Source organism: Ruegeria sp. CDSB022 (assembly GCF_059611145.1).
In genome coordinates this window covers 166298-184280 of record NZ_JBXWOZ010000003.1, presented here as the reverse complement: position 1 = coordinate 184280, position 17983 = coordinate 166298, and the positions used below count along the sequence as shown (strand labels likewise).

Here is a 17983-nt window from a genome sequence, read left to right as displayed (position 1 = left end):
CAATTCTTGACTTCCAGCTCGTGGACCCGCATATCAGAGACAACAGATACGGAGCCGCGCCATGTTCATCCAGACCGAATCCACACCGAACCCTGCAACCCTGAAATTCCTGCCCGGCCAGACCGTGCTGGAAGCGGGCACTGCAGATTTCCCATCGGCTGAGGCTGCGGAAAAGTCGCCGCTGGCCAACCGCATTTTCGCTGTGAGTGGCGTGACAGGGGTATTTTTCGGCAATGACTTCGTAACCGTGACCAAAGCGGACGACGTCCAGTGGGACCATATCAAACCGGCCATTCTGGGCGCGGTGATGGAGCATTATCAATCCGGCCAGCCGATCATGGGAGCGGATGCCAATACAGCCTCGGGCCATGCTGAACACAGCGGCGAAGACGCCGAGGTGGTCAACCAGATCAAAGACCTGCTGGACAGCCGTGTGCGCCCGGCAGTCGCGCAGGACGGGGGCGACATCACGTTTCACGGTTTTGACCGCGGCGTTGTCTACCTGCATATGCAAGGCGCCTGCGCAGGCTGCCCATCCTCGACGCTGACGTTGAAGATGGGAATCGAAAACCTGCTGCGTCACTACATTCCCGAAGTGACCGAGGTTCGCCCTGTTGCCGTCTGAACCACTCATTCTGGCGTTTGACACATCGGCCGCGCATTGCGCGGCCGCTTTGTTGCGCGGTGACCGGATTGTGGCGTCTTGTGTCGAGCCCATGTCGCGGGGACAAGCCGAACGTCTGATGCCGCTGCTCGAAGAGGTGCTGTCATCAGAACAATGCTCATGGCGCGACCTGTCAGCGATCGGCGTTGGAATAGGCCCCGGTAATTTCACCGGAATACGCATCTCGGTCTCGGCCGCGCGGGGTCTGGCCTTAGGTCTGGGTATACCGGCCATTGGTGTATCGGGCTTTGACGCGCTTGCTGTCCTGGACAGCGATGCGTTGCCCGCAATTCGCGCGCCCAGAGATCAGGTCTATGTTTCGCAGCCTGATATGGAACCGGCACTGATCCAGCTTGATCAGGCAAAATCGCTGGGCACACTGATGTTCAACGACAACCCCAAGGCTCAGGTCTGCGCTATTGCCCGAGTGGCTGCACAAAGAAGGCTGACCAAGACCGAGGCTCCCGCCCCTCTTTACATACGCCCAGCAGACGCGGCGCCCTCCAAGGATCAACCGCCGATGTTGCTGGACGGATGACTCCCGAAGAACTGGCAAATACTCACGCCGCAGCATTCACACAATCGCGCCCCTGGACCGCCACAGAGTTTGCAGAGCTGCTGCAGAATCGCTTTACCCATATCGTAGGTGATGCCCAGTCTTTTGCCCTTTTCCAGGCAATCGCAAACGAAGCCGAATTGCTGACGATTGCCACCCATCCCACAGTTCAGCGTCAGGGACTGGCTAGGAAACGTATGGTCGAATGGCACGCAGCTGCCAAAAAACTGGGCGCTATCCGGGCGATTCTGGATGTTTCCATCGCCAACCAGCCCGCGATTACACTTTACAAGCATTGCGGGTATCGTGTGTGCGGTACGCGCAAGAATTACTATACGGTTGAAAATAATCAGAAAATTGATGCCATCGTCATGGAATGCAATTTAACCTGAGACAGGCCGCGAATTTTCTTGGACCAAATGGTCAAAAATCTGTTGACCGCGGCGGTTGCAAACGGCCTTAATTCCCGCCATCACAACGGTTATGCTCGCTAACAGTGGGTAAACGGGGCTATCTTGGCTCCGACCGAAAAAAACAAACGGGAGTAACAAATGACCCTGATGAAATCCTTGATGGGCGCCGCAGCGGCGGTTGCACTGACAGCGGGTGCCGCACTGGCCGAACCGGCACTGATCTTTGATCTGGGCGGCAAGTTCGACAAATCGTTCAACGAAGCCGCGCATAACGGCGCCTCACGCTGGGCGGAAGAAACGGGCGGCACCTACCGCGAGATCGAAATGCAGTCCGAAGCGCAACGCGAACAGGCCCTGCGCCGCTTTGCCGAAGCAGGCTCAAACCCGATCATCACCATGGGTTTCGGTATGGCTGATCCGCTCAGCGCGGTTGTTGCCGACTATCCGGACACGAAATTTGTCGTTGTCGATGTAACCTGGCTGGACGCGCCTAACCTGCGTCAAGTTGGATTCGCTGAACACGAAGGGTCTTACCTCGTTGGTATGATGGCGGCGATGGCATCCGAATCCGGAACTGTTGGCTTCATCGGCGGCATGGATGTTCCGCTGATCCGTCACTTTGGCTGCGGCTATGCTCAGGGTGCCAAGGCGGTGAACCCAGATATCAACGTGGTTGCCAACATGACCGGCACAACGCCTGCGGCATGGAACGACCCGGTTAAGGGCTCGGAACTGACAAAGGCACAAATCAGTCAGGGTGCCGACGTGGTCTATGCCGCAGCTGGCGGCACCGGTGTTGGTGTTCTGCAAACCGCTGCTGACGAAGGCATCCTGTCAATCGGTGTCGACAGCAACCAGAACCACCTGCACCCAGGCAAAGTTCTGACCTCGATGCTGAAGCGCGTGGACGTCGCTGTTTATGAGGCGATGAGCGCAGGTGAGAACGTTGAGACCGGCGTATATATCATGGGTCTGGCCGAAGACGGCGTTGGCTATGCGATCGACGACAACAACGCTCCGCTGGTTTCGGATGATATGAAAGCAGCAGTCGACAAAGCCCGTCAGGACATCATCGACGGCAATGTTTCGGTTGTCAGCTATTACGAGAACGACAGCTGCCCCGCACTGCAGTTCTGATATCACTCGGGTCGGGGGTTTTGCCCCCGGCCCAGTTCCACTCTGCTGCGCCGGAAAGACCGCGCAGTCCTTTCGGCAACTGAGGACAAGACATGACCGTCCCCGCCATTGAGCTCAAAGGGATATCCAAATCCTTTGGGCCGGTTCAGGCCAACAAAGACATTTCCATCAGCGTCGCCCCCGGTACGATCCATGGGATCATCGGTGAAAACGGTGCGGGCAAATCCACGCTGATGAGCATTCTCTACGGCTTTTACAAAGCCGACAAAGGTGAAATCTGGATCAATGGTCAAAAGACCGAAATCCCTGACAGCCAGGCCGCGATCGCCTCGGGCATCGGGATGGTGTTTCAGCATTTCAAACTGGTCGAGAATTTTACCGTTCTGGAAAACATCGTGCTGGGCGCCGAGGATGGCGGGCTATTGGCCCCGTCCCTGACCAAGGCCCGCAAAGAGTTGAAAGAGCTGGAAGAAGAATACGAACTGTTCGTTGACCCCGACAAGCGTATCGACGAAATCGGTGTGGGGATGCAGCAAAGGGTTGAGATTCTCAAGGCGCTGTATCGCAAGGCCGAGATCCTGATTCTGGACGAACCAACCGGCGTGCTGACCCCATCCGAGGCGGATCAGCTGTTCCGCATCCTCGACCGGCTGCGGGCCGAGGGGAAGACGATCATCGTGATCACCCACAAACTGCGCGAGATCATGGAAAACACCGACACCGTGTCGGTCATGCGCCGCGGGCAAATGACGGCCACCGTGAAAACCGCCGAGACCAGCCCCGAAGAACTGGCCGAGCTGATGGTGGGCCGCAAGGTTCTGCTGCAGGTCGACAAGGTTCCGGCGCAGCCCGGCAAGCCCATCCTCGAGATTGAAAACCTGCGTGTTTTCGACAGCGCGGGCGTCGAGCGTGTCAAAGGCATCGACTTGAACGTGCGCGCTGGTGAGATCGTGGGTATCGCAGGCGTCGCCGGCAATGGCCAATCCGAACTGCTAGAGGTTCTGGGCGGGATGCGCCCGGGCCAGGGCCAGATCAAACTGAACGGCACGCCGCTTGCGCTCAGCGGGGCGGGGTCAGATGGCCAGGCGCGGCGCGCGCAGCACATTGCGCATGTGCCCGAAGACCGCCAGCGCGAAGGCCTGATCATGGATTTCCACGCCTGGGAGAACGTGGCCTTCGGCTATCACCGTGACCCGGCCTATAAACGTGGCCTCTTCATGGATAACGCCGCCCTGCGCGCCGATACCGAAGCCAAGATCGAAAAATTCGATGTGCGCCCGCCGAACCCCTGGCTGTCGGCCAAAAGCTTTTCGGGCGGCAATCAGCAGAAGATCGTCGTCGCGCGTGAAATCGAACGTAACCCGGACCTGCTGTTGGTCGGTCAGCCGACCCGAGGCGTGGATATCGGGGCGATCGAATTCATTCACAAACAGATCGTCGATCTGCGCGACCAGGGCAAGGCGATCCTGCTGGTCTCGGTCGAGCTGGAAGAGATATTCTCGCTGTCGGATCGAATCGCTGTCATGTTTGACGGACATATCATGGGCGAACGCCTGCCCCATAAAACTGATGAAAAAGAACTTGGCCTGTTGATGGCCGGTGTTGCGGGAGAGGCAGCGTAACATGGAAAAAATGCCCAAATGGGCCGATGTCGTTCTGATCCCGGTGATCAGTCTGCTTCTGGCTGCAATCCTGTCGGCGCTGGTGATCCTCGCCATTGGCGAAAACCCGATCGAAGCGGTGAACCTGATGGTCACCGGCGCGCTGGGATCGACCTATGGCTGGGGCTATACGCTGTATTACGCCACGAATTTCATGTTCACCGGACTCGCTGTGGCGGTCGCCTTTCACGCACGGCTGTTCAATATCGGTGGCGAAGGTCAGGCGATGCTGGGCGGGCTTGGCGTGGCCGTGGTGTGCCTTTACATCGACTGGCCGCATTGGAGCATCGCCTTGCTGGCCGCCTGTGCCGCATCGATGGTGTTTGGGGCCGCTTGGGCGGCCATTCCGGCCTATCTGCAGGCCAAACGCGGCAGCCATATCGTGATCACCACGATCATGTTCAACTTCATCGCTGCTGCCTTGCTGAACTATATGCTGGTCAACGTCATGCGCCCGCAGGGCTCGCAAGACCCGGCAACTGCACGCTTCCCCGAGGCGGTGCATCTGCCGACGTTCCAGTCGATGTTCTCGACCGCTGAAAACGTCGTATTCCGTGGCGCACCTGCCAATATCTCATTCTTTGTTGCTGTCCTGGCCTGTGTGATCGTTTGGGCGCTGATCTGGCGCACCCGGCTGGGCTATGAGATCCGCGCCTATGGGCATTCGGAAACCGGTGCCGTCTATGCCGGTATTTCTCCGGTTCGGATCACCATCATCGCCATGCTGATCTCGGGCGCGCTGGCTGGTCTGATGGCCACGAACAACGTGATGGGTGAGGCAGAGCGGCTGGTTCTGAACTCGACCGAGGGCGCTGGCTTTATCGGTATCGCCGTGGCGCTGATGGGTCGATCCCATCCGTTTGGGGTGTTTCTGGCGGCGCTGCTGTTTGGTTTCCTCTATCAGGGCGGGGCCGAGCTGGCGTTGTGGACGTCTATCCCCCGAGAGCTGATCGTAGTCATACAGGCCCTAGTGATCCTGTTCACCGGCGCGCTTGACAACATGGTCCGCATGCCGCTTGAGAAACTGTTCTTGGCCATGCGGAAGGAGGGCTAAGCGATGGATACTTTCGTTACCCTCATCCAGGTCCTCGATTCGACCGTCCGCCTGGCTACGCCGCTGTTGCTGGCCTGTCTGGCCGGTCTGTACTCCGAACGCGCCGGTATTTTCGACATCGGGCTTGAGGGCAAGATGCTGATCGCGGCGTTCTTTTCTGCCGCCGTCGCCGCCGTGACCGGATCGGTCTGGCTGGGATTGCTGGCCGGGATCGCGGCCTCTCTTGTTCTGTCCGCCCTGCATGGGGTGGCCTCGATCACCTTTCGGGGCAACCAGCTGATTTCAGGCGTCGCCATCAACTTTCTGGCCTCGGGGCTGACGGTCCTGATCGCGCAAAGCTGGTTCAAACAGGGCGGGCGTACCCCCTCGCTGTTCGGCGGAGGGCGCTTTGAACCGATCACCTTCCCTTTTGCGGATGCGGTGAGTGATATCCCATTTCTTGGGCCAATCTATTCCGAGCTGCTGTCCGGCCATTCGATCCTTGTCTATGTGTCTTTCCTTCTGGTCCCGACAACCTGGTGGGTTTTGTACCGCACCCGCTTTGGCCTGCGCCTGCGCGCGGTGGGTGAAAACCCAGCCGCGGTGGATACGGCCGGGGTTTCTGTCGTTGGGCTGCGTTTTGCGGCCGTCGCGATCTGTGGCGTGCTTTGCGGCATTGCCGGTGCCTATCTGGCCACGGCCCTGCAAGCTGGATTCGTCAAGGAAATGACTGCCGGTCGCGGGTTCATCGCGCTGGCGGCACTGATCTTTGCAAAATGGCGGCCATGGCACGCGATGTGGGCTTGCCTGCTGTTCGGACTGTTGCAAGCGGTTGCGTTGCGGTTCCAAAATATTGACCTGGGTGGCGTGGTGATTCCTGTGCAGGTCATGGATGCGCTGCCATATATCCTGACCGTCGTCATTTTGGCCGGCTTTGTCGGCAAGGCCGTTCCACCGAAAGCCGGTGGCGAACCCTATGTAAAAGAGCGGTAATAGGTCCAGTTTGAAACACACGTCAGTCCTGTTCGCTGCATGGCGGCATGTAGAGTTGATTTTACATGCCGCAACGGCTCTAAAGGGGCATGGATGTGTTTCCAGTGACAGCTGATTTGAGAGAGTTTCTCGCCGGGGTGCCGGATGCTAGGTCTTGCGCTTGGTCTAAGGGGATACTCCCTGTCAAAACGCCTTTTGCGGATGCACAGTTTCAGACTGGTCCAAGCCGCCAGCCCTGCTTTACCCTGCCTCGCCAAGGGCGTGATTCTGCGCGTCAGATACGAACCCTTTCACAAATTCCAGAAGTCGAATGTGTCACATTGCGCGACGCAGCTGGCCCTAATTACTAGTACCTCATGCAAATTTACCTTCCTATCGCTGAAGTTTCCGTAAACGCCTTTCTGCTGCTGGGGTTGGGCGGCATGGTTGGCATCCTGTCAGGGATGTTCGGGGTCGGCGGCGGGTTTCTGATGACCCCGCTGTTGTTTTTCATTGGCATCCCACCAGCAGTTGCCGTAGCCACCGAAGCGAACCAGATTGTCGCCTCGTCATTTTCTGGTGTTCTGGCCCATTTCCGCCGAAAGACGGTCGACCTGAAGATGGGCACGGTATTGCTGGTCGGGGGACTGATCGGAGCTGCGTTCGGGGTGGTGATCTTCAACTATCTCAAAAGCCTCGGACAAGTCGATTTGCTCGTAACCCTGTGTTACGTGGTCTTTCTGGGCGTCGTCGGCAGCTTGATGTTCATCGAAAGCCTGAACGCGCTGCGTAAATCCAAAAAGGGCACCGCCGCCCCTGTTGCACGTCGTCAGCGCGGCTGGATTCACGCGATGCCGTTCAAAATGCGGTTCCGTACATCGGGCCTCTATATCTCGGTCATCCCCCCCGTCCTGGTCGGGCTTAGCGTAGGTATCCTTTCTGCGATCATGGGTGTCGGAGGCGGCTTTATCATGGTTCCTGCCATGATTTACCTGCTGGGAATGCCCACCAAAGTCGTTGTCGGCACCTCCCTATTCCAGATTATTTTCGTAACAGCGTTCACCACGATGCTGCACGCGACAACCAACTACACAGTCGACATTGTTCTGGCTGTGTTGTTGCTGGTCGGCGGCGTGATCGGGGCGCAGATCGGAACGGTGATCGGCGCACGAATGCCTGCCGAGCAGCTGCGCGTATTGCTGGCTGCACTGGTCTTGGTGGTTTGTGGCAAACTGGCGCTGGATCTGCTTCTGGAACCCTCCGAGCTCTATTCGCTCGGCGTTGCAGGGGGGCACTGATCATGCTGAGACGGTTGATCCTGCTACTCGCCCTCTGTGTCACCCCGGCCATCGCCGAGGAGGAACAGGTCGTGCTTGGCCTAAGCCAAGACCGGGTTGCCATCACGGCGAATTTCGATGGCTCGGAAATTCTTATTTTCGGTGCCGTGAAACGTGAAACGCCGATCCCTTCCGGCCCACCGCTTCAAGTAATCGTAGCCGTTGCAGGCCCCTCGAGCCCAGTGACGGTCCGGCGAAAAGAACGCAGGCTGGGTATCTGGGTCAACACCGACAGCGTCTTGGTCGACCTTGCGCCCAGTTTTTATGCGGTTGCCACCAGCGCTCCGCTTACAGAAATCCTGTCAGATACAGAAGACCTGCGGTACAGGATCTCGATTGAACGGGCCATTCGATCAGTGGGTGCCGCGATGAATATCCGGGGCGCGCAGAATTTTGCCGAGGCCGTCGTTCGCATCCGTGAGGATGAGGGCCTGTATTCTATCCGCGAAAATACGGTTGCGGTGGACGAGCAGACATTGTTCCGAACATCAATCGACATGCCAGCCGATTTGACCGAAGGCGCCTATTTCGCGCGCATATACCTGACTCGCGGCCGAGAAGTTGTTTCCCAGTTCGAGACCACAATCGACGTGCGGAAGGTCGGGCTGGAACGGTTCCTCTACAACATGTCCCGTCAGCAGCCGGTCTGGTACGGCCTGATGTCTTTGGTCATCGCCATCGCGGCGGGTTGGGGAGCGTCCACAGCCTTCCGACTATTGCGCGAGAACTAAAGCCCTATCCACGCCCGATATAGGGCATCGTAGTGGCCATGACGGTCATGAACTGGACGTTTGCCTCTGCAGGCAAAGACGCCATGTGCAGTACAGAACGTGCGGCATCGTCAACAGCCATCGTCGGGTCGGGCTGCTGCCCTCCCGCGATGGCGTTTTCAACCAGGTTTTGCACCATCTGTGTTCGCGCGTTGCCAATATCGATTTGACCACATGCGATACCAAAGGCGCGCCCGTCCAGTGATAGGCTGCGTGTCAGGCCTGTTATCGCGTGTTTCGTAGCGGTGTAATGGACCGAATTCGGACGCGGTACATGCGCGGCGATCGAACCGTTATTGATGATCCTTCCCCCTTGCGGGGCCTGATGCCGCATGATGCGAAAGGCTTCGCGCGCGCTCAGGAACATCCCGTTCAGGTTCACGCTGACGCTCTGGTACCAATCCTCCAACTGGATTTCGTCTATCGTGCCGCCGGGGGCAAAGATTCCGGCATTATTGAATAATACGTCAAGACGTCCCGTCTCATTCTGGAATGTCTCGAAAGCACCCGAAACAGCGGTGGGGTCGGTAACATCGGTCACCAAGGGGATCGCATTCTTGTGCCTTTCAGCCAATTCGTTCAGCACATCCGCGCTGCGCGCCAGCAGCCCAACCGCCCAGCCCTCAGCCAAAAACAGCTCGGCAGTTGCCCGTCCGATGCCTGAACTGGCGCCTGTGATGATGATGGATTTCATATCTCTTCCGCCTCAAGGGTCAGCGTCGCCGCCGGAGCCGCGCGCAAATCATCCACGCGCAGCGGATAAGTGGGCTTGGCCAGCCTGTTGCGCACCACCCAAATCAACCTTTCTTGCGCGCGTGTGATCGCAACATAAGCCAGACGTTTCCACAAAGGTTGCCCAGCCTCGGTTCGCCCCATCCGGGCAGCCGCATATATATCCGGCGCAAACACCTGTACCGTGTCCCACTGCGACCCCTGCGCCTTGTGAATGGTCACTGCTGCGCCATGCAAAAAGGTTGCCCCCATACGCGCTGCAAATGGAATAAACGGTTCTTCCTCATCAGGCATTTCTATTTTGACAATCGACGCTGCGCTGACCTGAGGATCCTCGGCCCCCATCACATGCAGGCGCGAAAACCCCGGTTTTCGTCCTGGCCCCAGATAGATGACCTGAGCACCCTTGATTAGCCCGCGCGCCTCAAGATCCAGCCTTTTCTTGCGGTGCTTCAGCGGCAGTTCGATTCCATCGCAAATCAGCGGCTCTCCCGCCAGAAGCTCGGTGTCGGGTGCAGCGTGAACATTGCGGAAGGCCTGAATCAAGCGAATTCGGGTGGCATTTCGCCAGACCAGAACCGGGCTGCGGGCCATCAGGTCAACTTCAACACGCTGCCCCCAAACAACTCGGTCATCCTGTCGGGCGGTCTGTTCGACGAGCCGTTCAAAATCCTCAAACCCCATCTGAGGGTCGGCCAGCGCATGCGCGAGGTCCAGGATCGGGTTGTCTGCCGTCTGCCGGTGGACCCTGTGCAATACCTGCTTTCGCGGCTCGGGCAGCGTCTCGAATACCATGCTGCCGGACTGATTGACCGGGGCGAGCTGCGCCGGATCGCCAAAAAGCAACAGGGTCGGAAAGATCTCTTTCAGGTCTTCGAACTGCCGGTCATCCAGCATTGAGGCCTCATCTACAAAGCCTAAGTCCAGCGGCTCCTCCCGACGCTTCCAGCCGGTGATAAAGTCGGACCCACGAAGGCCCGCAGCGGCCAGCGCGCCGGGGATCGACTTGTTGTTCTGATAAAAAGCAGCGGCCCGGTCCAGGGCTTCGTCAGTCAACCCTTCAACCTCGGGGCGTTCATCGTTGCCCGCCAGCCATTCGGCAATGCGTTCATATTCCGGGTCATAAACCGGCGTATAGAGGATGCGGTGGATCGTGGTCGCAGGCACACCCCGCAGGCGCAAAACACTGGCGGCCTTGTTCGTTGGCGCAAGAATGGCCAAACTGCGTTTCTCGCGCGCTTTGCGGCTTTCGAAATCACCGGAAACAATCTGAAGACCCGCGTCAGCTAATGCTTTGTAAAGCTCTGCCAGCAGTAGCGTTTTCCCTGAACCCGCCTTGCCGATCACGGCCATCACCCCGGATTCGCCATTGCCGGGCATTTTCAGCAGGGCATCATCATCCAGGTCCACACCAGCAGATTTCAGCATCTCGGAAATGCTGTCATAGGCGGCGGCTTGATCGTCAGAAAAGGTTACTGTGGGTATAGACATGGCGCGACCCTACAGGGCCACGCCAGCTATCGCCAGATATGGAATTGGCTTTCAGACCCCGTCAGGCGGACAGGGCAAACCGGTGTTGCCGGACAGTGCCAAACGCGGCTTTGAACCACATCCTGGACAGCTCACGTGGGATGCCCGCCCGTTCAGCCACCCGATTGCAATCCTCGGGCGAATAGGGCCAGAGCCCAACCGAAATCTGATCACGCCCTTTTCCTTGTGACCCCAGAACGACTGGAGACGATCCGATCAGACGGTAGATCCGAATCATGCGCGCATCAAAGACGCCAGCAATATGGGTCAGCCCGAACCCTTCCATGATTTCGCCGCCACTCAGCATGATGGCACCGGCAGTATGGGCACTGGCCGTTCGTGACAGGCAGAACCGCGTCACCTCCCAGATCAGCGGGCTGTGGACAGGCTTACCTCCTGTCAGATGCCCAAACACCTCATTCACCATGACAGGTCCTGTCGTCGGCAAAACCCGCATCGACCCCCCATGACTGCCATCCTCTTCTTCCCAGATGACATAGAGCGGATTCAGGTCATCATACTGATCCTGCTCTTCTCCTTTTTCGTCCACGTGAACATCCCAGCCCAGCCGCGTTTTGAACTGATCCGCTCGATCCCGGAACATCCCTTGGGCCAAATTCGGAAACTTATGTAGTTCGTCGGCAAACAAATAGCGCAACATGACTTTTCCCCTTGTCGTCCTGTGCAGGAACGAAGGGGGTACAAAGTCGTGGTTAATTTCCCGTTTTTGGCGCGCGCGCTTGTTAAACCACTATTAATCCACGGCTGAGTGCTGTTGCGATGGCATGGGTTGTGTTCTGCGCCCCAAGCTTGGCACGCGCACTTTCAATATAGACACGCAGCGTATGTTCCGAGATTGACAGTGAGTGCGCGACTTGTGCCCGGCTGTATCCAAGCGCCAGCAAGGTCATGGCATCCGTCTCACGAGGCGACAGGCCTCGGGTCGTATCCGGCTGCCTGTCGGTTTCGAACTCCAGAGCCTTTCGGTTAAAGTAATGCGCGATCAAAATCAGCTCGCGGCCATGGGCCTCGATGAAGGACTTCCATTTCTCATCATCACATGAGTGATTCACTGTGAATAAGGCAAACTGGCCGTTCGGCCCCCGGATGGGGATCGAATAACCCTGATTGCCAACCCCATGTTCAAGCGCATCCTGCAAAAAGGCTTTCGCCACTTTTCCAGACCAGTCCAGAAATTTCCAGTCAACCGGGTGGAACCGTTGGAAACACCCAAGGATCACTGGATCTATGCGGTGATAATTCCGCTCCCGGTATCGCTCGGCCCAAGCGTCCGGGTAAGTTGTATAGCCGTATTGATCCCCGGCACCATCAACCCAATGATAGATAAGATGTTCAACTTGCAGCCGGTCGCGCAATCGAACGGCTACATCGCCCAACTCGTCAAGCGTGTTGGTGCTTTCCAAGTCCTCTAGGACCTGACTCATGTCGAGTTGTGTTCCCATTCGCGGGCGCCTGTGCCTTATCTTGCATGGACGCAATCTCGGCCGCTGCGATCAACTTGGTATCATCAAGCTGCTCGGCAAGTGCGGTCAAACCGTTTTCAACAGCGAAGGCGTTGAGGTCCGACAAAACGTCCAGTATCCACTCATTATGCGCCATCTAAAGTCACTCCGAAACGGTTAACGAAGGGTTAACACAACCGTAACATGTGAGATGATTTTAAGCCTATTCACTGGTTTCTACTCCCCAAAACTAGCGGGTCACGATTCTGTAACCCACTGTAATTATTTCCTTATGCCTCTAAATAGATACACCCGCGCTCGCTCGATGCGATTCGCGGGTGCTAATATTCTATTTTTTTTGGGGGGCTCAGCCTTTTGCGTCTAGAACCTCTTCAAGCGTGCGCAAGCCCGTCTGCGGCGCCTGAACCAGAACCGACATGTTGCCTGGTTTATGCTCATTCCGCATCATCTTCATATGCGCGTCGGGCAATTCACCCCAGGCAAACACTTCGGACATGCAGGGATCCAGACGGCGTTCGACCATCAGTTGGTTCGCGGCAGCAGCCTGCTTGAGATGCGCAAAATGCGAACCTTGCAGACGTTTCTGATGCATCCACATATAGCGAACGTCGAAAGTCAGGTTATAGCCGGTGGTACCGGCGCAGATCACAACCATACCACCTTTTTTCACGACAAAGGTCGACACCGGAAATGTGCTTTCGCCGGGATGTTCAAACACCATGTCGACATTCTTGCCTTTGCCGGTGATTTCCCAGATCGCCTTGCCGAATTTGCGCGCCTCTTTAAACCAGTCCGCATATTCCGGTGTGTTTACTGTGGGCAACTGACCCCAGCAGTTAAAGTCTTTGCGATTCAGCACGCCCTTGGCGCCCAGACCCATGACAAAGTCACGCTTGCTTTCGTCCGAGATCACGCCGATTGCGTTGGCGCCTGCGGTATTGATCAGCTGGATCGCATAAGAGCCAAGGCCGCCCGAGGCACCCCAGACCAGAACGTTCTGGCCCGGCTTCAGGTCATGCGGCTCGTGCCCGAACAGCATCCGATACGCGGTCGCCAGCGTCAGAGTATAGCAAGCGCTTTCTTCCCAGGTCAGGTGCTTGGGGCGCGGCATCAACTGCTGGGCTTGAACATTGGTGAACTGTGCAAAAGACCCATCCGGCGTTTCATAACCCCAGATCCGCTGGCTGTCCGAATACATCGGATCGCCACCATTACAATGTTCGTCGTCGCCATCGTCCTGGTTGCAGTGAATGACAACCTCGTCGCCCACTTTCCAGCGCGTTACTTTCGAACCCACGGCCCATACGATCCCCGAAGCGTCAGAACCGGCGATATGATACGGGGCTTTGTGGCCGTCAAAGGGCGAGATCGGCTTGCCCAGGGATGCCCAGACGCCGTTATAGTTAACGCCCGCCGCCATCACCAGAACCAACACCTCGTGGCTGTCCAGTTCTGGTACGTCCACGACTTCCTGGACCATCGCAGTATCCGGTTCCCCGTGGCGTTCCTTACGGATTGCCCATGCATACATTTTCTTAGGCACAAACCCCATCGGAGGGATTTCACCCATTTCATAGAGGTCTTTTTCCGGCGCGTCGTAAGTTGCGATACCGCTGTCGGTGTCCAGAGCCATGTTGGCCTCCTTATTTCTCATTCCTGTTTGCCGCGATGCAGAAGCGCTTGCGTTGGATGATGAGATATTGGCCTGAAGGAAATAATGCAATAGATTTTGCATCATTTTTGTAATTTTATGACCCAGCGCCTGCAGAAACTTCTTTCGCTGCCGCAGCATCAGGCCAGCCGTCGCCAATCGGGGCTGAGGCTGCATAGTAGTCGAGCAGATCAACCCTTTGCCCGGATTGAGATATTTTCCCACCTTCTCGTTTCAGAATTCTGCGTTCGACGAGCTGATCCAAGGCAGCTGAAACCGCGGACTCATCCTGATCACCCAAAGTTCCGTCACGTTGCAAAAACCCGGTGATCAAGCTTTTAAGCTCGTCTTCGGGCATTTCTCCTTTGGTGCGAACCAGCCAGCACGCTGCAGGAACAGGCGCCTGCGGAATCGCTTCTTTGATCCGTTGCATGAGTTCGCGCGCGAGATCAGTCATCACATCGTCATGGGCGGTGCGGAATTCCTTCAATGAGATAGGGTGACCATATCGCACTCCAGCAAATCCAAACCGCTGGTAGCGACCGGTCAGACGCCTGCCTATCTGTTTCAAAATCCACCCAGTTATAACCCCGATTCGGGCACGAAATTGCCTTTGATTGCCAAGTGCGGCCTTGGTCAGGATCGTATCTTCAAGAACCCGGTCATAGTTTAGCGCAACGGGAACAAACACCACATCCGCCCCATCCACCCTGGCACCATCGATTATGTATTTCAAAAGCCCCAGCTTGGGGCGTGCCATGGCCCCCGTCAGGCTCAGCCCGCCTTCAGGGAACATGGCCTGTGTAACACCGGCATCGGTGGCATGCCGGACATAGCAGGCCAATACCTGACGATAGAGTTCGCTGCCGGACTTGCGGCGAATAAAATAGGCCCCCATCGCACGAATCAACCGACTGAGCGGCCAAACACGCGCCCATTCGCCAACAGCATAAGACAAAGCCGATTGCTGGGCCGCCAGATAGGTGACCAGCACATAATCCATGTTGCTGCGGTGGTTCATCACAAAAACAACTGTCGCATTTGGATCAATATCTTTCAGGGCATCTTCATCCTGATAACTAAGCCGTACATCATAAAAGGCGTTGCTCAGAATCCGCGCCAACCGGATGGCGATACTGAAATAGGCAACGGCGGAAAAAGAAGGCACGATCTCGCGCGCATACCGCTGGGCCTGCTCAAAGGCGACCGCTTCGGGAATGCCTTCTTCACGTGCGTGCTGCTGCACGGCCTGCCCTACCTGAGGATCATAGATCAGACGTTGAATCATATCGTGGCGTCGGGCCAGCTTGAACGGCTGTATCGGGCGCTGCAGGCGCGTGTTCAGGCGTTTGACCGCGCGCTCCAACCTACGGCGAAAAAACCACCGCACTGACGGAAACAGAAAATGCGAGGCCAGTGTGACCGCGGCGAATACCAGGATCAACAAAAACAGCCAAAGCGGAAGTTCCACGGTCTGTGTCATAAATGCACCCTGCCACCAATCGCTGCATCCCACAATCGGCACAACCGGAAATGCCGCGGCGCAGCGAATTGACATGTCCCGAAAATTGCGCTTTAGAACCCATGAACGTAATTTTCTTGCCCACCCGCAATACGAGGCCCAGTTATGACGCAGACGCAGAAAGATCGCCCCTGGCTCATCCGAACCTATGCCGGTCATTCCACCGCCAAAGCGTCCAACGCGCTGTATCGCGGGAATCTGGCCAAGGGTCAGACGGGTCTGTCAGTGGCCTTCGATCTGCCGACGCAAACCGGCTATGACAGCGATCACACGCTGGCACGCGGCGAGGTTGGTAAAGTGGGTGTGCCGATCAGCCATCTGGGCGACATGCGGGTTTTGTTCGACCAGATCCCGTTGGAACAGATGAACACGTCGATGACGATAAACGCCACGGCTCCTTGGTTGCTGGCGCTCTATATAGCGGTTGCCGAGGAACAGGGCGCTGATGTCTCTAAACTGCAGGGCACGGTTCAGAACGATCTGATTAAGGAATACCTGAGCCGCGGAACGTATGTCTGCCCGCCGAAACCGTCGCTGAAGATGATCGCCGACGTGGCCGAGTATTGCTATACCAACGTGCCAAAATGGAACCCGATGAACGTCTGTTCCTATCACCTGCAAGAGGCTGGCGCGACGCCCGAGCAGGAACTGTCCTACGCCTTGGCAACAGCGATTGCAGTTCTGGATGAGTTGCGCCCACGGGTACCGGCCGAGGATTTTCCGGCGCTGTGTGGCCGGATTTCGTTCTTTGTGAACGCCGGCATACGGTTTGTTACCGAAATGTGCAAAATGCGGGCTTTTGTCGACCTTTGGGATGAGATTTTGCAACAACGCTATGGCGTTGAGGATCCCAAATTCCGCCGCTTTCGCTATGGCGTTCAGGTAAACTCGCTGGGTCTGACCGAGCAGCAGCCTGAAAACAATGTCTACCGCATCCTGATTGAGATGCTGGCCGTAACACTGTCGAAAAGGGCCCGCGCCCGTGCGGTGCAATTGCCCGCCTGGAACGAGGCGCTGGGATTGCCGCGGCCCTGGGATCAGCAATGGTCGATGCGGATGCAACAGATTCTGGCCTATGAAACCGACCTGCTGGAATATGGCGATCTGTTCGACGGCAACCCGGCCGTAGACGCCAAAGTCGAAGAATTGAAACAGGGCGCGCGGGCCGAACTGGCGAACCTGGATTCGATGGGGGGTGCCGTCGCTTCGATCGAATACATGAAGTCCCGTTTGGTCGATTCCAATGCAGAGCGCCTCAACCGGATCGAGCGCAACGAGACCATTGTGGTCGGCGTGAACAAATGGGTCGAGGGCGAGCCCTCACCCCTGGAAACCGAAGACGGCGGCATCATGGTCGTTGATCCGGCAGTAGAGCAGGAACAGATCAACCGCCTGAACGAATGGCGCACCGAACGGGATGGCGCGGCAGTTGCAGCAGCGCTGGCCGCTTTGCGTGAGGCCGCACAATCCGGTGCGAATGTAATGGAGCCGTCTATCGTCGCCGCCAAGGCTGGCGTCACCACCGGCGAATGGGCCGAAGAGATGCGCAAAGTCTATGGCACATATCGCGGCCCGACCGGCGTTTCCGGCTCGGTCTCAAACAAAACCGAAGGGCTGGAGGACTTGCGCTCGGCCGTTGACGCGGTCAGTGACAAGCTGGGACGTCGCCTGAAATTCCTGGTCGGGAAACCCGGTCTGGACGGCCATTCAAATGGCGCTGAACAGATCGCCTTCCGCGCCCGCGATTGCGGTATGGACATCAGCTATGACGGCATCCGTCTGACACCCGAGGAAATTGTGGCCGCCGCAATCGAGGACAAAGCCCATGTGATCGGCCTGTCGATTCTGTCCGGCAGTCACATACCGTTGGTTCAGGACGTTCTGAACCGTCTGCGCGAGGCGGGCCTGAACGATGTTCCTGTTGTTGTCGGTGGCATTATCCCTGATGACGATGCTGAAAAACTCAAAGCGATGGGTGTGGCCAAAATCTACACGCCAAAAAACTTCGAGTTGAATGCAATCATGGGCGACATAGTTTCCTTGGTTGATCCGCAAAACCTGGCCGCTGAATAACCGCCGATTTGCCACCCATTTTCCCCGTATCTATCGCCTTCTCAAAAGGGATAGATAATGGATGCTTTTAGAACTACGGTGACTCTTCGGGGACATTGTAATTCGGTAACATCAGGGGAATGTAAATGGGAATGAATCTCGAAAAGATGACGCGCAATGAACTGTTGGAATTGCGTGCCAATGTAGATGTGGCGCTGAAAGCAGCCGAAAGACGTGATAGGAAAGAGGCTTTGAAAGCTGCTCAGAAAGCCGCAGCGGAATTTGGGTTTTCCCTTTCCGAACTTTCTGATGGGTCCTCGAAATCTCTTAAGATTTCGAAAACAAAAGCAAAATACCGAAATCCATCCAACCACGATCAAACCTGGTCGGGGCGCGGTCGCAAGCCGCATTGGGTACACGAAGCTTTGAAAGCCGGAGCGGATATTTCGGATATGGAAATCTGAATGGA

At 56.9% G+C, this 17983-nt stretch carries 17 protein-coding genes; 11 read left to right on the top strand and 6 right to left on the bottom strand.

Translation table 11 applies throughout. The features are described 5' to 3' along the window. Positions 1–61: 61 nt before the first annotated feature. The 9 genes from AC2FIZ_RS08595 to AC2FIZ_RS08555 all read left to right on the top strand — a co-directional run bounded on the left by AC2FIZ_RS08595 (position 62) and on the right by AC2FIZ_RS08555 (position 8504). Positions 62–625, top strand: a complete 564-nt coding sequence (locus AC2FIZ_RS08595; protein ID WP_142635545.1) for a NifU family protein — start codon at positions 62–64, stop codon at positions 623–625. Then, positions 615–1202 (top strand): tRNA (adenosine(37)-N6)-threonylcarbamoyltransferase complex dimerization subunit type 1 TsaB, encoded by a 588-nt coding sequence (tsaB, locus tag AC2FIZ_RS08590; RefSeq protein ID WP_142635543.1) that lies wholly within the window; start codon positions 615–617, stop codon positions 1200–1202. The genes AC2FIZ_RS08595 and tsaB overlap by 11 nt, the downstream gene beginning before the upstream one ends. After that, complete coding sequence (locus AC2FIZ_RS08585) at positions 1199–1612, top strand: GNAT family N-acetyltransferase (protein WP_142635541.1); 414 nt, start codon at positions 1199–1201, stop codon at positions 1610–1612. Before tsaB ends, AC2FIZ_RS08585 begins: the two co-directional genes overlap by 4 nt. Positions 1613–1771: 159 nt before the next feature. Beyond that, a complete protein-coding gene (locus tag AC2FIZ_RS08580; protein WP_142635539.1) occupies positions 1772–2770 on the top strand; it encodes a BMP family lipoprotein in 999 nt (332 codons plus the stop codon). Between the two features lie 92 nt (positions 2771–2862). Further along, positions 2863–4392: an ABC transporter ATP-binding protein gene (locus tag AC2FIZ_RS08575; RefSeq protein WP_496790899.1), complete on the top strand. Its 1530-nt coding sequence runs from the start codon at positions 2863–2865 to the stop codon at positions 4390–4392. Between the two features lies 1 nt (position 4393). Continuing rightward, positions 4394–5485, top strand: coding sequence for an ABC transporter permease (locus AC2FIZ_RS08570; protein ID WP_142635535.1), 1092 nt, complete (start codon positions 4394–4396; stop codon positions 5483–5485). A gap of 3 nt (positions 5486–5488) precedes the next feature. Further along, complete coding sequence (locus tag AC2FIZ_RS08565) at positions 5489–6457, top strand: ABC transporter permease (protein WP_281972533.1); 969 nt, start codon at positions 5489–5491, stop codon at positions 6455–6457. A 356-nt stretch (positions 6458–6813) separates the two neighbouring features. Then, positions 6814–7734, top strand: coding sequence for a sulfite exporter TauE/SafE family protein (locus AC2FIZ_RS08560; protein ID WP_142635531.1), 921 nt, complete (start codon positions 6814–6816; stop codon positions 7732–7734). A 2-nt stretch (positions 7735–7736) separates the two neighbouring features. Beyond that, positions 7737–8504, top strand: a complete 768-nt coding sequence (locus tag AC2FIZ_RS08555; protein ID WP_142635529.1) for a TIGR02186 family protein — start codon at positions 7737–7739, stop codon at positions 8502–8504. Positions 8505–8508: 4 nt separating this feature from the next. Here AC2FIZ_RS08555 and AC2FIZ_RS08550 read toward each other — a convergent pair whose 3' ends face one another. From AC2FIZ_RS08550 to AC2FIZ_RS08525, 6 genes are all read right to left on the bottom strand, one after another. Beyond that, positions 8509–9237, bottom strand: a complete 729-nt coding sequence (locus tag AC2FIZ_RS08550; protein WP_281995211.1) for an SDR family oxidoreductase — start codon at positions 9235–9237, stop codon at positions 8509–8511. Beyond that, positions 9234–10766 carry an ATP-dependent DNA helicase gene (locus AC2FIZ_RS08545; protein ID WP_496688966.1) on the bottom strand — a complete coding sequence of 511 codons (1533 nt, stop codon included), beginning with the start codon at positions 10764–10766 and terminating at the stop codon, positions 9234–9236. Before AC2FIZ_RS08545 ends, AC2FIZ_RS08550 begins: the two co-directional genes overlap by 4 nt. 61 nt (positions 10767–10827) lie before the next feature. Next, a complete protein-coding gene (locus tag AC2FIZ_RS08540; protein ID WP_496688967.1) occupies positions 10828–11466 on the bottom strand; it encodes an acyl-homoserine-lactone synthase in 639 nt (212 codons plus the stop codon). An 82-nt stretch (positions 11467–11548) separates the two neighbouring features. Then, positions 11549–12268, bottom strand: coding sequence for a helix-turn-helix transcriptional regulator (locus tag AC2FIZ_RS08535; protein WP_142635521.1), 720 nt, complete (start codon positions 12266–12268; stop codon positions 11549–11551). A 367-nt stretch (positions 12269–12635) separates the two neighbouring features. Continuing rightward, positions 12636–13922, bottom strand: a complete 1287-nt coding sequence (ccrA, locus tag AC2FIZ_RS08530) for a crotonyl-CoA carboxylase/reductase (RefSeq protein WP_142635517.1) — start codon at positions 13920–13922, stop codon at positions 12636–12638. A 115-nt stretch (positions 13923–14037) separates the two neighbouring features. Continuing rightward, the gene (locus AC2FIZ_RS08525) at positions 14038–15423 is read right to left on the bottom strand and encodes a 1-acyl-sn-glycerol-3-phosphate acyltransferase (RefSeq protein ID WP_281995212.1); all 1386 of its coding nucleotides are present in this window, start codon (positions 15421–15423) and stop codon (positions 14038–14040) included. A 129-nt stretch (positions 15424–15552) separates the two neighbouring features. Between AC2FIZ_RS08525 and AC2FIZ_RS08520 the strand changes: the two genes are divergently transcribed. Together AC2FIZ_RS08520 and AC2FIZ_RS08515 are read left to right on the top strand one after the other, a co-directional pair. Further along, the gene (locus tag AC2FIZ_RS08520) at positions 15553–17535 is read left to right on the top strand and encodes a protein meaA (RefSeq protein ID WP_496790950.1); all 1983 of its coding nucleotides are present in this window, start codon (positions 15553–15555) and stop codon (positions 17533–17535) included. A 125-nt stretch (positions 17536–17660) separates the two neighbouring features. Then, the gene (locus AC2FIZ_RS08515) at positions 17661–17978 is read left to right on the top strand and encodes an H-NS histone family protein (protein WP_281995213.1); all 318 of its coding nucleotides are present in this window, start codon (positions 17661–17663) and stop codon (positions 17976–17978) included. Positions 17979–17983: the final 5 nt, after the last annotated feature.

Bases quoted from the DNA above. Each gene is read 5' to 3' on its own strand.
- AC2FIZ_RS08560 (WP_142635531.1), top strand. From the start codon at position 6,814: ATGCAAATTTACCTTCCTATCGCTGAAGTTTCCGTAAACGCCTTTCTG.
- AC2FIZ_RS08565 (WP_281972533.1), top strand. From the start codon at position 5,489: ATGGATACTTTCGTTACCCTCATCCAGGTCCTCGATTCGACCGTCCGC.
- AC2FIZ_RS08550 (WP_281995211.1), bottom strand. From the start codon at position 9,237: ATGAAATCCATCATCATCACAGGCGCCAGTTCAGGCATCGGACGGGCA.
- AC2FIZ_RS08525 (WP_281995212.1), bottom strand. From the start codon at position 15,423: ATGACACAGACCGTGGAACTTCCGCTTTGGCTGTTTTTGTTGATCCTG.
- ccrA (WP_142635517.1), bottom strand. From the start codon at position 13,922: ATGGCTCTGGACACCGACAGCGGTATCGCAACTTACGACGCGCCGGAA.
- AC2FIZ_RS08535 (WP_142635521.1), bottom strand. From the start codon at position 12,268: ATGGGAACACAACTCGACATGAGTCAGGTCCTAGAGGACTTGGAAAGC.
- AC2FIZ_RS08545 (WP_496688966.1), bottom strand. From the start codon at position 10,766: ATGTCTATACCCACAGTAACCTTTTCTGACGATCAAGCCGCCGCCTAT.
- AC2FIZ_RS08555 (WP_142635529.1), top strand. From the start codon at position 7,737: ATGCTGAGACGGTTGATCCTGCTACTCGCCCTCTGTGTCACCCCGGCC.
- AC2FIZ_RS08585 (WP_142635541.1), top strand. From the start codon at position 1,199: ATGACTCCCGAAGAACTGGCAAATACTCACGCCGCAGCATTCACACAA.
- AC2FIZ_RS08540 (WP_496688967.1), bottom strand. From the start codon at position 11,466: ATGTTGCGCTATTTGTTTGCCGACGAACTACATAAGTTTCCGAATTTG.
- AC2FIZ_RS08595 (WP_142635545.1), top strand. From the start codon at position 62: ATGTTCATCCAGACCGAATCCACACCGAACCCTGCAACCCTGAAATTC.
- AC2FIZ_RS08575 (WP_496790899.1), top strand. From the start codon at position 2,863: ATGACCGTCCCCGCCATTGAGCTCAAAGGGATATCCAAATCCTTTGGG.
- AC2FIZ_RS08515 (WP_281995213.1), top strand. From the start codon at position 17,661: ATGGGAATGAATCTCGAAAAGATGACGCGCAATGAACTGTTGGAATTG.
- AC2FIZ_RS08570 (WP_142635535.1), top strand. From the start codon at position 4,394: ATGGAAAAAATGCCCAAATGGGCCGATGTCGTTCTGATCCCGGTGATC.
- AC2FIZ_RS08580 (WP_142635539.1), top strand. From the start codon at position 1,772: ATGACCCTGATGAAATCCTTGATGGGCGCCGCAGCGGCGGTTGCACTG.